At 36.8% G+C, this 14988-nt stretch carries 15 protein-coding genes; 2 read left to right on the top strand and 13 right to left on the bottom strand.

What is annotated here, in order from left to right; all coding sequences use genetic code 11:
- Positions 1–124 precede the first annotated feature (124 nt).
- On the bottom strand, positions 125–427 hold the full coding sequence (locus tag bsdcttw_RS16970) for a hypothetical protein (protein WP_207726425.1): 303 nt from the start codon (positions 425–427) through the stop codon (positions 125–127).
- A 24-nt stretch (positions 428–451) separates the two neighbouring features.
- Entirely contained in the window at positions 452–589 is a 138-nt protein-coding gene (locus bsdcttw_RS16975; RefSeq protein WP_185256019.1) for a hypothetical protein, read from the bottom strand.
- 270 nt (positions 590–859) lie between these two features.
- Between bsdcttw_RS16975 and bsdcttw_RS16980 the strand changes: the two genes are divergently transcribed.
- Positions 860–1249, top strand: a complete 390-nt coding sequence (locus bsdcttw_RS16980) for an SHOCT domain-containing protein (protein ID WP_185256020.1) — start codon at positions 860–862, stop codon at positions 1247–1249.
- A 101-nt stretch (positions 1250–1350) separates the two neighbouring features.
- Here bsdcttw_RS16980 and bsdcttw_RS16985 read toward each other — a convergent pair whose 3' ends face one another.
- The 6 genes from bsdcttw_RS16985 to bsdcttw_RS17010 form a co-directional block, all read right to left on the bottom strand.
- Positions 1351–1713, bottom strand: a complete 363-nt coding sequence (locus bsdcttw_RS16985) for a type II toxin-antitoxin system PemK/MazF family toxin (RefSeq protein ID WP_185259851.1) — start codon at positions 1711–1713, stop codon at positions 1351–1353.
- Positions 1714–1824: 111 nt separating this feature from the next.
- A complete protein-coding gene (gene alr / locus bsdcttw_RS16990) occupies positions 1825–3021 on the bottom strand; it encodes an alanine racemase (protein WP_185256021.1) in 1197 nt (398 codons plus the stop codon).
- A 112-nt stretch (positions 3022–3133) separates the two neighbouring features.
- Positions 3134–4831, bottom strand: coding sequence for an NAD(P)H-hydrate epimerase (locus bsdcttw_RS16995; RefSeq protein WP_185256022.1), 1698 nt, complete (start codon positions 4829–4831; stop codon positions 3134–3136).
- Between the two features lie 38 nt (positions 4832–4869).
- Positions 4870–5235: a holo-ACP synthase gene (gene acpS, locus bsdcttw_RS17000; RefSeq protein ID WP_185256023.1), complete on the bottom strand. Its 366-nt coding sequence runs from the start codon at positions 5233–5235 to the stop codon at positions 4870–4872.
- Positions 5236–5251: 16 nt separating this feature from the next.
- The gene (locus bsdcttw_RS17005; protein WP_185256024.1) at positions 5252–5866 is read right to left on the bottom strand and encodes a hypothetical protein; all 615 of its coding nucleotides are present in this window, start codon (positions 5864–5866) and stop codon (positions 5252–5254) included.
- Between the two features lie 39 nt (positions 5867–5905).
- The gene (locus tag bsdcttw_RS17010; RefSeq protein ID WP_185256025.1) at positions 5906–6601 is read right to left on the bottom strand and encodes a redox-sensing transcriptional repressor Rex; all 696 of its coding nucleotides are present in this window, start codon (positions 6599–6601) and stop codon (positions 5906–5908) included.
- A gap of 290 nt (positions 6602–6891) precedes the next feature.
- Here bsdcttw_RS17010 and bsdcttw_RS17015 point away from each other — a divergent pair, with 290 nt between their 5' ends.
- Positions 6892–8817, top strand: coding sequence for an ABC-F family ATP-binding cassette domain-containing protein (locus bsdcttw_RS17015; protein WP_185256026.1), 1926 nt, complete (start codon positions 6892–6894; stop codon positions 8815–8817).
- Positions 8818–9063: 246 nt separating this feature from the next.
- Here bsdcttw_RS17015 and bsdcttw_RS17020 read toward each other — a convergent pair whose 3' ends face one another.
- The 5 genes from bsdcttw_RS17020 to bsdcttw_RS17040 form a co-directional block, all read right to left on the bottom strand.
- Positions 9064–9663 (bottom strand): hypothetical protein, encoded by a 600-nt coding sequence (locus tag bsdcttw_RS17020; protein ID WP_185256027.1) that lies wholly within the window; start codon positions 9661–9663, stop codon positions 9064–9066.
- A gap of 99 nt (positions 9664–9762) precedes the next feature.
- Positions 9763–10827, bottom strand: a complete 1065-nt coding sequence (locus tag bsdcttw_RS17025; RefSeq protein ID WP_185256028.1) for a sugar ABC transporter substrate-binding protein — start codon at positions 10825–10827, stop codon at positions 9763–9765.
- Positions 10757–12424, bottom strand: coding sequence for a response regulator (locus tag bsdcttw_RS17030; protein WP_185256029.1), 1668 nt, complete (start codon positions 12422–12424; stop codon positions 10757–10759). Before bsdcttw_RS17030 ends, bsdcttw_RS17025 begins: the two co-directional genes overlap by 71 nt.
- Complete coding sequence (locus tag bsdcttw_RS17035; RefSeq protein WP_185256030.1) at positions 12399–13928, bottom strand: sensor histidine kinase; 1530 nt, start codon at positions 13926–13928, stop codon at positions 12399–12401. The genes bsdcttw_RS17030 and bsdcttw_RS17035 overlap by 26 nt, the downstream gene beginning before the upstream one ends.
- A gap of 27 nt (positions 13929–13955) precedes the next feature.
- Positions 13956–14945, bottom strand: coding sequence for a sugar ABC transporter substrate-binding protein (locus tag bsdcttw_RS17040; protein ID WP_185256031.1), 990 nt, complete (start codon positions 14943–14945; stop codon positions 13956–13958).
- Between the last annotated feature and the right edge of the window lie 43 nt (positions 14946–14988).

Genomic DNA, 14988 nt, shown 5'->3' on the forward strand with positions numbered 1-14988 from the left:
ATTTTAAATGAATTATAGGTAAATGATGTACTATCAGGTTCTGGAATAATGACTTGTTTTGATACACTTACACATTGATTGGTTTTCTTTAATAGAATAGTTTAATTTTCTAAATTAACCAATATCACTTTGCGGAATTGTTTTTCCAAAAGTAGGCAAAAATATCTATGATTAACATAACAAAGCATATTAAAAAAGCCACACCACTAATTAATCTGTTAGAGATTAAATAACTATAACCAAGATTAAACGTGGTAATCGCAACTGCTATTATTGAAAACATACTAATTCTTTTATGATTTTTACCCATTTTAAAAGTCTCCACATTAATTACTTTAGTTTTCTTCATTCTGTAAAAGAACATAGAAAAAAGCTCCTGAAAATACCGGTCGGGAGCCATTGGGTTATTGCTTTTTTCTCCTGCCATATCTGCAGATACCAGCTTTATCATTTATTGCCTATAATTCTGATTTTTACTTATATAGATTCTTAAAGCCATTATTGCAAGAATCAAGGCATAAATCACAAGTCCAAGAATACCAAGAACTATTAATAAATAGATTAATGAAAATACTCCTAATGTTGCCATATACATTTCCCCCCTTAATCTCTTCTTATAATGTCACTGTTATTAAATCGTGATAATTACTAATTTAAGAACTCATTTGCCTGTTCTAGTCTTTTCATGCTTTCGATATCTTCCTTAATTATACATTTCGTGAACTGTATAATCAACTTAATTGTTGATTAGCATTTTCTAACTTAATTTTAACTGGCCTTTTAAATATTCCTATTGTATAATTGATGTAAATACTTAGTAATTTTTGTATGGGTATACAACTTTTAGGAGGCGTATTTTATGAATAGGCGTATTCGTGTAAAACCAAGCAAAGGTCAATCTCTTTTTGGTTTTATCATAGGAATTATTTTTTGTTTCATTGGTTTTATTGTAGTGGTACCTACCTTCGGTGCTTTCGGATTATTATGGACATTGATAGCAATCGTTATTACCGCTATGAATGCTATCAATTTTTTTACTGACAAAGGTGTGGCTTCTCACGAATTCATTATTGATGATGTGGATAAATCAAATAACTTTACTGCTGAGGTACCCAAATATACCTATTCCACACCCGCTGCACCTTCTGCTAAGGACCGGCTGGAAGAATTACAAAACCTCTATGATAAGAATCTAATAACTTTTGATGAATTCGAAGAAAAACGTAAGAAAATTCTTGATGAGCTTTGATACCAAAAATAACCGCTCCATATTATATTAGGATATCTATTGGTTGATTCCTTATAATACAGAGCGGTTATTTACTTTTCTTTTTTTCTCTTATTTGTTTTTTATTCAGGTTTGATGTATGTATCCAAAGCAAAACTTATTATCAATGCCCGGTTTATTTTTTTCAACACGTCTTGATCTAGATGACACACCTTTTCTTTTAACCTAGATTTGTCAATCGTTCTTACCTGTTCCAGCAAAATGACAGAGTCTTTAATAATTCCATATTTATCTGCATCTATCTCCACATGAGTCGGGAGCTTTGCCTTATTCATTTTCGAGGTTATCGCAGCACATATTACTGTGGGACTATGCTTGTTTCCTGTGTCATTTTGTATGATAAGAACCGGTCGTACTCCTCCTTGTTCAGAGCCTATCACTGGTCTTAAATCCGCATAAAAAATATCTCCACGTTTTATAATCACTTTTCTCACACTCCATTTTATGGCTTTAGTCTTATTATTTCCCAATTCTGACCTATGTATTCCATAAAATATTCTCTAATTGTGATTATTTCTGAGTTTGAATGAAATTGATTAAATACCTATGTTCCAAACTTTATTGTTACGATAATATATACGCGGTATTCGCTTGCCAACATTACAAATAAATTCATAATTAAAAGAATATGACATATTTGCCACTTCTTCTACTGATATAAACTCTTCTTTATCTCTTCCAATTAAGGTCACAGTATCTCCCTGACAGACATCAGGAATGTTAGTTACATCTACCATAAACTGGTCCATACACACTCTTCCGATAATAGGTGCTGACATACCATGAATTAACACCCTTCCCTTAGAGGAGAGCTGTCTTGGATATCCATCCCCATATCCTACTGGTATCGTTGCTATTTTGGTTTTTCCTTTTGTCACATAGGTACTTCCATAGCTAACTCCAACTCCGGACTCCACTTCTTTTACATAGCTTACATGGGATTTAATTTCCATAGCGGGTTTTAGAGCTAAAACGTCTTTTTTAACTTCCTCTGAAGGATAAAGCCCATAAGTGGCAATACCGCTTCTTACCATATCCAGTCTGGCTTCCGGTATATCAATTATAGCAGCACTGTTTGCAATATGCTTAATCGGTATTTGGATTCCTTCTTCTTCAAGTTTTTTTGTAAATGCAAGAAATCTCATTAACTGGCTGTTAGCAGATGTCTTATCTTCCTCATCTGCGCATGCAAAATGTGAGAATATCCCCTCTATTTCAATACCTTTAAGCTCAGATATCTTTTTTATTTCTTCTATACTTTCCTCATCATCAAAGAATCCGATTCTGCTCATACCAGTATCAACTTTAATATGAACTTTCGCTGTTTTCCCTTGACTTAAGGCTTCCTCTGAAAGGTCCTTTGCCGTATTATATTGAAATATTGTCTGTGTTATATTATATTCTACGAGTTTTTTATATTGTCCTTTCGGAGTATATCCGAGAACCAGAATCGGTTTGTCAATTCCGGCTTTTCTAAGTTCAATTCCTTCTTCCAGAATGGCAATCCCAAAACAGTCTACTGCCATATCAAGAAGTGCTTTCGCTATGGGTACTGCACCGTGTCCGTACCCATCCGCTTTTAGAATTACCATCAATTTCGTTTCGTAACCTAATATTTTTCTTGTATTATCAATGTTATTGCAAATAGCATCCAAATCTATATTGGCAGAAGCTCTATAATATTTTGAATGAAATTCTTCGATGGAAGTCAAATCAATATTTCCAGCTGTCATATTTACCTCTATTCCGCCGCTCAGAGCGCCTTAAAATCTTATGCGAAAGTGTTTTTCTTTCACTCGCTTTTTATCTATCTACAGCGATATATTTTATAGTAACAGTCAATTTTTATTCCAAACTCATGGCTTCCGGAAGATATTTTATAATATCGGAAGCCATCAGCGAATATTCCCCTAATTCCCGACAGGCATAGTCTCCTGCAAGTCCATGAAGGTATACTCCCAAAGCCGCAGCCAGAAATTCTGTTAATCCGCCTGCTATTAAACCTGCTATTATTCCAGTCAGCACATCTCCTGAACCACCTGTTGCCATACCGTTATTGCCTGACATATTAATGTATTGATGTTCTTTTGATGCTACTACTGTTCTGGCATCTTTAATCGTAAATATAAGATTATTTTCCTTTATACAATTATCAGCCATATGCAGCAGTTCTTTTTGAATTACTTCTACCGGAACCCCAAGGAGATAACTTAATTCTTTTAAATGAGGTGTTAAAATTGTCTTAGCAGGTAAGATTCCCTTAAGAGAAGCAATCCGTTCCTCTATCTTATTCTCATTAGTGTTATCTGCAAATTTTTGTATTGATTTATCCGCAGACTTACTTACAGACAGCTCTGCAAGGATGTTGTGATTCACTGGTTCACCGGGAGAAAAATCTTCTTCCTTCACCTTTTCCCTTGAGCTGTCTATTAGGGAATTCAATTTTTGTCCCAAAAGCCAGATGGCATCCCCATCTATTATGAGAGGAACTTCGATATTTTCTAATATCAAAGTTAAGATTTTTTCTGAAATTTCACTTCTTCCGATTCCCGGTCCGATGACACAGACATCTGCCCATTTTATTTCTTCCGCTAGGAGGTCTAGGGCGTTTCGTGTCAGCTCTTCCTCTTTATAGGTGTATAACAACGCTTCCGGAAGAGAAGTCTGAAGACTGATACGATTGTTCTCACTTGTTATAACCTTTACTAGTCCTGCTCCTGTCATATAAGCCGCTTTCGCTGAGAAAAATGCCGCACCTGACATTGTGGCTGAACCTGCCACAACTAATACCTTCTTATAACTTCCTTTGTTCGAATAAGCTTTGCGCGGAGGGAGTAAAATAAGATCTTCCCTTTCGAAGGTATGATATTTAAGACTCATCCCTATCTTTCCTAAAGGTGCAAAACCGATGTCCGCAATTTCTACCTTGCCGGCATATTCACAGCCAGGATACATTACCAGACCAATCTTAGAGTATCCAAAAGATATTGTAACATCTGCTTTAACGGCTGCTCCCTGTGGGAACCCATTATCACTTGAAAGCCCGGAAGGTACATCTACCGAAAACACCTTTCTTTTCACCGAAGTATTTATCTTATTTATGATGTCCTTATAGATACCGGTAACTTCTCTGCTTAAACCAATTCCGAATATGGCATCTATCAGAATCGTATTTTCATCAATAGTATATTCTGCAAAATCCAGTTTGCTAATAATTGGTACGCTAAAATTCTCTGCGATTTCTTTTTGCTGCAGGAATAATGAAGAAGCGCTCTTCATATCACCAACTATGCTTATAGTAACCTCATAACCTTTACCATATAGAATTCTCGCTGCTGCTATTCCATCCGCACCATTATTGCCGGTACCGCAACAAACAAGAATACGTTGATTGGCGCATTTCTGCTCTTTAAGATATGCTTCCACTGTTTCTGCCACTTTCATGGCTGCATGCTCCATTAGAACAATAGCAGGTATCCCCATACCTTCTATTGTTCTTTCATCAATTTCCTTCATCTCGCATGAACTGACTAAATATTTCATATAAATAACCATGTCCTTTCAAATGCGCCTTTTATCTATTAGTCCTGGCCTTCTCCTACAACAAATGCGCTTGCATATTCGCTGGTATTGGTTATGGTTACATGTATTTTCTTTATAGCCATTTTTTCTGCTAATTCTTTGGCACCATTATACAGATTGACATATGGTTTACCAAGCTGGTCTCTTAATACTTCAATATCTGAAGGTCTCACACCATAGAAACCTGTACCGAACATTTTTGAGATTGCTTCTTTCACAGCAAAATTCCCGGCAAACTTTACCTTATCTCTGCTTGCCAGTTCGATTTCTTGTTTTGTATAGATCTTTTTTTGAAAAGATTCTTTCTCACAGGCTTTTATAACCCTCTTTATTTCTATTAAATCTGTACCAATGCCAATTATCATATATTATAATATTCCTCTAGTTTAAACCTTTTTTAATATCCTCATCCAATTCCTGCAGCAGCTCAGGCCCTAACATATCATGCATATAGTTATATATGTCAGTATTTTTCATTTCCATATCCTGCTTTTCGAGAATTTTAATCTTTAGCTGCTCTCTGATGGATTTTATCCACTGATTGATTTCAGTAATTTTTTCGGTATTATCACTCAGTCTTTTGTAACAGATAGCAGTACTCTCTATAATCAGCTGTTCATTGGCTTCTTTTATCTGATAAGGAAGGTCAATAAGCTGGTTTTCCGCCTCTTTTATCTTGTCACCTATCTCTCGGATTAACCTCTGATTCTGGTCCAGCTTCTTTTCCTTAATCTTGCCTTCCTTTGTGTCGCTCACATCCATATGGGTGATAATCTCGCCCATTAACTGATTCTTTAGCTTTTTCAAATCCTTTAAATCATTTGTCAGCTTCCCCTGCTGCTTTATTACTTCATTCAGATTACTTTCCAATACCTTAACCTGATTAGGCTTATCATAGTCCGGAAACAGCTGATGCCATCTTTCATCCAATACTACAATCGGTACTTTTTTTCCCTTAAAAATCTTTGCGAAGTCAATTTCTTCTTTTTTTCTCATGTATATTCCCCATTAGCTCTAAAGCAGTTCCTATATGGCTTAAACTTTACCATCCTTACGAACCGCGTTTTCTTCTGTCTTTAAGGTTTCACTATTCTCATTTCTATCTTCCAGATCCTTTAGCGTATAAGAAATACGCATTAAGCTTTCTGCCAAATGTACATTTTCTACAATTACATCAGAAGGAAGATTTAAATCTACCGGTGCGAAATTCCAGATTGCTTTAATTCCAAGTGCAACGATTTCTTTTGCCGTCTGAGGTGCTTTTATTTTGGGTATAGTAAGTGCTGCTATATGAATCTTGTTCTTTCCTACGAACTCTGCGAGGTTATCCATCATCTGAATTTCAACACCTCTAATAGAGATTCCCTCCAGCCTTGGATTCACATCAAAAATTCCCTTAATATTAAAACCTCGTCTTTCAAAATCTGTATAATTCGCCAATGCCTGTCCCAAATTACCGGCACCTATAATAATAACATTGTATTTTCTGTCAAGCCCGAGTATCTTTCCTATCTCCGAATACAAATACTCTACGTTATAGCCATAGCCTTGTTGTCCGAATCCGCCGAAGTTATTTAAATCCTGTCTTATCTGTGAAGCGGTTACATTCATCCTCTCACTTAATTCCTTGGATGATATACGTACAACGTCATTTTCCAGTAATTCACCTAAATAGCGGTAATATCTGGGCAAACGTTGTATTACAGCCAATGATATTTCTTTCCCTTGCACTTATAACCCTCCTTCAAATTTATATGTTAAACAAATAACGTTAAAAACCATTAAAAATGGTACTAACCCGTTATTTTTCTTATGTTAATAGAATACTTTTCTGTAAAAAGCTTTCGCAGAATTTCGATGTTTTTAGTAAATGTTAAAAAGCTTATAGTATCCTCATCCTAATAAGATATTATATGTGAATGATTTTTATTTGTCAAATACTGATTCCCTGTCATCTGCTTGACTTTTTTCAGGTGTTCCATTATCATTTTAGTAGAAATCCAAAGAGAAAGGCATTGAAAATGATTTTAGCATGTAAAAGTATTTCCAAAAGCTTTGGAACTGATCAGATATTAAACAGTGTTTCTTTCCATGTAAATGAAAGGGAAAAAGCCGCTGTTATAGGTATAAATGGAGCAGGAAAAACAACACTTTTCAAAATAATTATGGGAGAACTCAGCCCTGATGAGGGTGAGATAATCTTTGCAAAAGGCAGTACTGTAGGTTATCTGGCGCAACATCAGGGACTCTCTTCTGAAAACTCCATATATGATGAAATTCTGACAGTCAAAAAAGATATTATTGAAAAAGAAAATTCTATACGGCAGTTGGAGACATCCATGAAGAATGCCTCCGGAAGCGAGCTAGAGCAAATGCTTTCCAGCTATACCAGACTTACCCATGAATTTGAATTAAACAACGGTTATTCCTATAAAAGTGAAGTCGTTGGGATCTTAAAAGGTCTGGGCTTTTTAGAAGAGGAGTTTTCAAAACCTGTAACCACTCTTTCCGGTGGGCAGAAAACCCGGGTTGCCCTGGGTAAATTGCTTCTAAGTAAGCCGGATTTGATTCTTCTGGATGAACCTACCAACCATCTTGATATGGAATCAATTGCTTGGCTTGAAACTTTTCTTTTAAATTACCCCGGTTCCGTGGTAGTAATTGCCCATGACCGGTATTTTCTTGACAAAGTAGTAACAAAGGTTGTTGAATTGGAACAGGGAAAGGCAGTATCCTATGAAGGAAACTATACTGCGTATGCCGAAAAAAAGTCTCTCCTTCGAGACGCTATGTTGAAGCATTACTTAAACCAGCAAAAAGAAATCAAGCATCAGGAAGAGGTCATAGCGAAGCTTCGTTCTTTTAACCGTGAAAAATCCATTCGCAGAGCTGAAAGCCGTGAAAAGATGCTGGACAAAGTCGAAAGGCTGGATAAACCGGTTACTTATGAGCCTCAGATGAACATAACTCTGGAACCACATGTAATAAGCGGAAATGATGTGTTAAGAATTGAAGATTTATCTAAATCCTTTGGCAGCCTTAAATTATTTTCAAATCTTAACTTTGAGATTAAACGAGGTGAAAGGGTTGCTATCATCGGCAATAACGGTACAGGCAAAACTACTCTTCTTAAGATAATAAATGAACTGCTGCCTGCTGATTCCGGTATAGTAATCCTCGGTTCTAAGGTGAAAATCGGTTATTACGACCAGGAACATCAGGTGCTGGATTCAGAAAAAACTCTTTTTGAAGAATTAAGTGACGCTTATCCCGATATGGATAACACTTCCATACGAAACATACTGGCTGCCTTTCTTTTTACCGGGGATGATGTCTTTAAACGTATTAAGGATATCAGCGGCGGTGAAAAGGGACGTGTATCCTTAGCCAAGCTGATGCTTTCCGAAGCGAACCTCCTGATATTGGATGAGCCTACCAACCACCTTGATATTACCTCCAAAGAAATTCTGGAAAATGCCGTCAACAGCTATACCGGTACTGTACTCTATGTATCCCATGACCGTTATTTTATTAATAAAACTGCTACAAGGATAATGGATCTTACTTGCAATACCTTAATTAATTATATTGGTAATTATGATTATTATCTGGAAAAACATGATGCCCTCCAGGCTGTCACTCTAAGCCGAAACAATGCCGCCCCTGGCAATCAAAATACCATGCCAGTTGATGACGTCAAAACGAAACAGGACTGGATACAGCAGAAGGAAGAGCAGTCAAGAATACGTAAGCGACAAAATGATTTAAAGAAGCTGGAAGATCAAATCCAAAAATTTGAATTACGAAACAGCGAAATCGACTCACTTTTAGCCAAAGAGGAAATCTACACAAATTCGAATGAACTGGTTAAACTGACCAAAGAGAAAAAGTCAGTGGAAGAAACATTGGAAAAGCTCATGAGCGATTGGGAATTATTAGCTGAATAGTCGAAAAGGGGCTGTTACAAAATAGCTAATTTACTCTTTTGATAGGACTGGGTGTATAATAATACATTTGGCTGCTTTTCCCTCGCTCGTTCAAAACGCTACGCTTCACAAGAAGAGCTCGGCCAGTCTACGCGAAATGTATTATTATACACCCAGTCCTGTTTTTGAGTTTATTATAACTATTTTGCAACAGCCCCTTAAAATCATTTTATAAGTCTTATCTCTGTTTTTTCCTCTGGGCATCTTTTAAATCAAACCAGCAAGCGTCTCATCTATCAGTCCGGCTTTATCCGGATGGCTGGAGATTACCAAACGATTAAGAAATCTATCATTGTATAATGTTATTAATGCACCTGCTGATAGTTCATCCAATTCTCCCTTTGCACCTATAAACTGTTCAATAAGCATTTCATTACTAAAATTACCCTCATAAACAAAGATAAATACTGTGTAATCTCTTACCAGTTCTAAGAGTTCTTTTATTTTCTCCGGTATTACTGCCACTCCCACCTGATAACAGATTCGTTTAGGTTGGTTTTGAATTTTTAACCCCAGAATAGTTAAATCCGATTCTTTTTTTGTAACAATCTGATGCCAGGGTATTTGCCTTAGCACTAGATTATTTGTCAGCATATTTATCTTATTTTCCATATTAGGGGAACTTCTGTCATATAAACGGTCTGTATCAATCACCAGCAGGCATCTCTTCTCTTCTGTGAAGGCAGTTAGGATATCCGACCACAGTACATCCGGTTCCTTATGATGGTTATAATCAATAAAATACTGAAAGGTATCCTCCTTTTCAACTTTCTTTATACTAACGGTATTTTTTCGAAAAAATCTCATAGCTCCGCCTTCCTGTCAACTTTTGGTTACCTCTTAGATTTAGACGTCATAGTGTAATCTTTTATCAACAATTAAGCTCTTGTTAATGTTTTATGGCGCTTAATTATTCATATTCAGATAGACATCCTCTCTGGTATGAAACCCGCTGTCAATTATTACCTTATCAATATTTTTTGCTGTAACTGGTATGCAGTCAAGTTTATAGTAGGGAACATCATAAGTACCATCATTAATGGTATCCTTAGCCTGATACTCTTCCTTCATCCCTGCATTTTTAATATCTTCCCCACGCCCCAATTCTACTGTCAAATAAGCGGCTGCCTTTGCTAAATCTTCCACTGATTTATAAACCGTCATGGTCTGGGTTCCCTCCACAATACGCTGGCAAGCCGCAAGATCAGCATCCTGTCCTACAATACATACTTTTCCTGCCAAACGTTTTTCGGATAGCACCAGAAATATTTGACTTGCCAGATCATCGTTTCCGCACATAATTCCTTTCACATCCGGATATTGCTCCAATGCTTCCTCCACATATCCTGCAGCTAATTCTGCACTCCAATTGGCACAGGATTGTTTATAAACGACTTTTAAATTACTGCTTTTAATAATATTAAGGAATCCTTTATCTATCATATCCACGTTATTATCGCTGGACGGGCCGCTGATGATGTATATATTTCCCCCTTCCGGTATGGAGTTCACAAGTGCTTTTGCCATTTCTGTTCCTACCTGTCCATTATCAAAAGATATATAGAGGTCTGTATCTGCATTTCGAATCAGCCTGTCATAAGATACAATCTTTATACCAGCATCTTTTGCTTCCTTTACTACGTCCTTCAGAGCATCCGCATCTGTTGCGAGGATTACAATAACATCCATCTTCTTTTTAATGAAATAACGAATCTGTGATATCTGAGTATCTACATCTCCATTAGCCACCTGAACATTAACCTCTGCTCCTAACTCTTTCGCGGTCATAACAAAAGCATCTCTGTCCCTTATCCAACGCTCGATTACAAAGGAATCAAAACTAAAACCGATCTGCAGAACCTTATCATTTTCGAAATTTATTTTGTTATCGGATTGCTTTTTACTGCAGCCTGTCACGGTTATCGCCAAAAGCATGATAATCCACAGGTAATACCTGATTTTCCTGCACATATTTACACCTCTCCCTGAACTCACTTGGTGTGACATTTTCTACCTTCTTAAATATTCGGCTGAAATAGTTTGGGTCGCTGTAACCTGATGCCAAGCACACTTCCTTAATGCTTAGCTTATCCTCTTTCAATAATTCCTTTGCTTTTCCGATGCGTATATCTGTCAGGTAATCAATAAAATTAACACCTGTTTCTTCTTTAAATTTTTTACTGAAATAATAAGGATTTATATTAACTTCCCTGGAAACTGTTTCTAAGGAGATATCTTTTCTATAGTTATCACTTATATAACTGATTGCTTTCGTAACGATATCTTCCAACTGGTTTTTCTTTCTCTCTGCCATATGTTTGGAAATGTCTGTAATTTTTCGAATCCACCAATTACTTAGTTCTTCATAAGAGCTGCTCTCTTGAACTTCACTTAGATATTCATTCCGATACAAAAAGCCGTAATTAATACCGCCATTCAGAAAGGCTTCCCGCTCTGCGCGCATAACCAGTTCCAGTACCTTTAAGCGAATGCTGTCCATATAATCCGGATAATTATCCACCATCCAGTCAAAAAAAACCGCTGCCTGTTCCTTCGCTCCCTGGATATCTCCCTGCAGGACTAATTTTAACATAAGTTGTTCATCACTTTCAGGATACTCTCCTTCATATTCACCCTTTAAATGCATATCACCCACATGGACGACTCTTCCCTCGCCCTCCTGCAATGTCCGATATGCTTCCTGATAGGACTGGCTTAACTGCAAAAGTTTGCATTTTTGTCCGATTCCTATCCGGAACTTGGCATCTATCTGCTTCTCAAGTGCATGCAGCATGTTTCTGGCCTGTCTGATATTTTCTATTCTTTCATCATATTCCGGTCCATCTATGCTGCCCGGAACCATAACAATCACTTTATTTGCCATTACAGCCCCTACCAGACACGTGAAATGTTCCTTAATGATATGCCGCATAACCGGGTAAAAATTCTGGGAACGCATGCTCATCCCTACCGGATTAGTAAGCACCCCATTTTCAATGGTTTCCCCAAACTGGATTAAGATAATAAAAGCATAATCCTGGTCAATTTCCAGAAGTTCTTTATAATTATAATAGGTGCTTTCATTTCCTCCTCCCTGGAGCATCAGATAATTAATGAAGCCGCTTTCTATTATGGGAACTACTGTATCCAGCTTTTCTCTTATACGCAGGTTTGCAAGCTGATTCTTTCTTTCAGCATCCACCTGTGACATGGCACGCTTTATCACTCCCAGGAAATTCTCTTTATTAATCGGCTTGGTCAAAAAGTCAAAAACACCGATTTCAATTGCATCTTTTGCATAATCAAACTTATTGTATGCCGTGATTACAATAAATAAAACGGTTTTATTTATCTTCCTTATAGCCTGCATTGCTTCAATTCCACTCATCACAGGCATCTGTATATCCATAAAGATAATATCAGGTCGGATGCTTTCAGCCATATCAAGTACGGCTCTTCCTGTCTTGGCGGTATAGACCTCACACTCTTCATCAATATTCTTTTGTATCATCGTTCTGAGAGAAACGAGCATAATTCCTTCATCATCTGCGATTAGAATTCGATACATAATTTACTCCCCCCTGCCTGGTATTTCCTCTTCCAGGTATAATAATCTTTACCTCTGTCCCTCTGTTAATACCATCACTTTGTATGGTCATAAGATTCTCGCTTCCATAATAAAGCATAAGCCTGTTCCGTACATTGTTAAGTCCAATACCGGTTGAATCACCGGCTTCGGAAGAAACCGGACCATCGGATAAAACCTCCTCTATTTTATCCATGGACATTCCAATTCCATTGTCTTTTATAGTAATTGTAATGTTTTTTTCTTCCTCTGTTACTGTTAAAACAATCTCTCCGTCACTGTCCATTCCTGATATGCCGTGCTTTACTGCATTTTCTACCACCGGCTGTAAAATCATGCTGGGAACCATAACATCTGTCAATCCTTCCGGGACTTCTTTACGAAAATGTATATCTCCGGTCATCCTGACATTTATAATATAGATATAATTATCCACAATCTCTATTTCTTCTTTTAAGGTAGTATCCTGTTCCATTTTCCGGACATTGTATCGAAAAAAATCCGCCATTTTCTCCAGAAATAATCCCGTCTGATCCGCCTCTTCCAAGATGGCAAGCTGTGCCCCGGCATTTAGTGAATTAAAAAGAAAATGAGGATTTATCTGAGCCTGCAGGTATTTTAGCTGTGCATCCTTTAAATGATTTTCCATCAAAAGCTGCTGTTCCTTAAACCGCTGTTCATTCTCCATATCTTCCGTTATCTGTTCTATATAATGCTTTATACTTTTTAGCATAGTATCAAAAGTACTATATAATAATCCCACCTCATCCTCTGATTTTGGCATAATAAAGTCGGAGTTAAAATTCCCCTGTGCCACCTCGTTCGCATTATGGGCAAGCTGAACCAGAGGCTTAATAATATTTTTAAGAATCAGAACAAGCAGGCATAAACTGATTACTACAATGATAATCAAAATAGCAAGACTTAAAACCTCCGTGTAGTTAAGGGAAACCATCAGTTTCTGATAATTCTGGGAATTCTGTTTCAATTGTTCTGTATTTAAATTGCTGATAAAGGAATGGATATATTGATTTAGTTTTTTGGCATCTTCGTAGGACTTCTTATATTTTTCTACATTACGTCCTCTTTTTTCCTTCACAGTCTCATCTGTCAGAGTTAAATAGGTATCAGACATGTTTCTGATATTCTTCTCCAGCATTAACATTTCGTTATCTATAAGCTGGTCATTCAGACTTTCCATTAGTCCACGGTATTCCTGCTCACTTTTATAATAACTGACCAGAGATGCCGAACTTTTTGTATTCAAATACTCATATACATTTGACTGTACTTCAATTAGCTTATCAGACAGTTTATTGGAAATAATATTGGAGGAATACACCGTATCAAGCTTTTGCAGAGACTTACTGATATAGGCATTTACACTGATATTGGTCAGAAAAATGATAACTGCCAGAAAAATAAACACAGAAAATAGTTTTGTACTTATGGAATGCCTGAATTTATAGATTATATGTCTTATCATTCACAATCCCTGCCCTTTATTCAGCCCCTAATGATAGGAATTCACATTGTTTTTGTCGATGATATGGATATCTGCATTATAGAAATTGTTTACATAGCCCATTTGATCATATTCAAGCAGTGCCTGAACACTTTGTTTTCCAAGCTGTTTTGTATCAACAGCTACCGTTACGGCCGCCAGATCTTTCCTGATCCCTTCCAATATGATGTCAGAAGAATAGGACCCTATAATTGTTACTTCGCCCACCTTATTATAATCTACGATGGCCTGACAGGCACACTCCGTATCAACTTCTTCCATACACACCAGAATGTCCGGAATATCTTCCTGGCTGATAAAAAGATCACGTATTGCTTCTTCCGAATCAAATTCTTTATTATCTGTTATATAATAAGGCTGAATTAAAAAGTCTCTTCCTTTAAAATTCTCATTCAGTTTTTTCTTAATCTGGTTAAAAATAACATCATTCATTGAATTAGAAGCCATGGAGTGAAACAGAATATAGATTTTCCTGGTATCATTGCTTACCTTCTTTACAATTTGCTCCCCATAAACCTGTCCCAATTCATAGGAATTGATACCAACGAAACTGGCTCTCTTTGTATTAATATCATCATTTAAAACAGTAACCACCGGTATATTATTCTTTACAGCTTCATTTATCAATTCTTTTACATTATCTGAGCCATCAGGACAGACTATAATGCCATCAACTTTGGATGCTATGCTGATTCTTAAATAGTCCTCCATGGTATAATCCTGTGAAAGATTACTGCCAGCCTGCTCCAGATATATATTATTCGCTTCCGCTTCTTCCCTTGCGTTATCATAAACCGATTGCCAGAAGGAAGTTGTCCTGTCCTTTGCAATCAGTACATAATGCTTTTCATATTCCTTTGTCTGCGCTAAATCAGCTTTCTCGGCTCCTGCAAATTTCCGCTGTCCGTATTGTAAAAAAATTAAAACTGGCAGCAGGCAAACCATAACCAATAGTAATGCACATAATTTTCTTTTCAATTTCTGCTACCTTTCATTCTAACAACTTATCCCTGTTAATAAT

This window comes from Anaerocolumna chitinilytica, from assembly GCF_014218355.1.
In the GTDB taxonomy this organism is placed as follows: domain Bacteria; phylum Bacillota; class Clostridia; order Lachnospirales; family Lachnospiraceae; genus Anaerocolumna; species Anaerocolumna chitinilytica.

Bases quoted from the DNA above. Each gene is read 5' to 3' on its own strand.
- bsdcttw_RS17020 (WP_185256027.1), bottom strand. From the start codon at position 9,663: ATGAGATTTTTTCGAAAAAATACCGTTAGTATAAAGAAAGTTGAAAAG.
- bsdcttw_RS16970 (WP_207726425.1), bottom strand. From the start codon at position 427: ATGGCAGGAGAAAAAAGCAATAACCCAATGGCTCCCGACCGGTATTTT.
- bsdcttw_RS16980 (WP_185256020.1), top strand. From the start codon at position 860: ATGAATAGGCGTATTCGTGTAAAACCAAGCAAAGGTCAATCTCTTTTT.
- bsdcttw_RS17015 (WP_185256026.1), top strand. From the start codon at position 6,892: ATGATTTTAGCATGTAAAAGTATTTCCAAAAGCTTTGGAACTGATCAG.
- acpS (WP_185256023.1), bottom strand. From the start codon at position 5,235: ATGATAATTGGCATTGGTACAGATTTAATAGAAATAAAGAGGGTTATA.
- bsdcttw_RS16995 (WP_185256022.1), bottom strand. From the start codon at position 4,831: ATGAAATATTTAGTCAGTTCATGCGAGATGAAGGAAATTGATGAAAGA.
- bsdcttw_RS17030 (WP_185256029.1), bottom strand. From the start codon at position 12,424: ATGTATCGAATTCTAATCGCAGATGATGAAGGAATTATGCTCGTTTCT.
- alr (WP_185256021.1), bottom strand. From the start codon at position 3,021: ATGACAGCTGGAAATATTGATTTGACTTCCATCGAAGAATTTCATTCA.
- bsdcttw_RS17005 (WP_185256024.1), bottom strand. From the start codon at position 5,866: ATGAGAAAAAAAGAAGAAATTGACTTCGCAAAGATTTTTAAGGGAAAA.
- bsdcttw_RS16975 (WP_185256019.1), bottom strand. From the start codon at position 589: ATGGCAACATTAGGAGTATTTTCATTAATCTATTTATTAATAGTTCTT.
- bsdcttw_RS17025 (WP_185256028.1), bottom strand. From the start codon at position 10,827: ATGTGCAGGAAAATCAGGTATTACCTGTGGATTATCATGCTTTTGGCG.
- bsdcttw_RS17035 (WP_185256030.1), bottom strand. From the start codon at position 13,928: ATGATAAGACATATAATCTATAAATTCAGGCATTCCATAAGTACAAAA.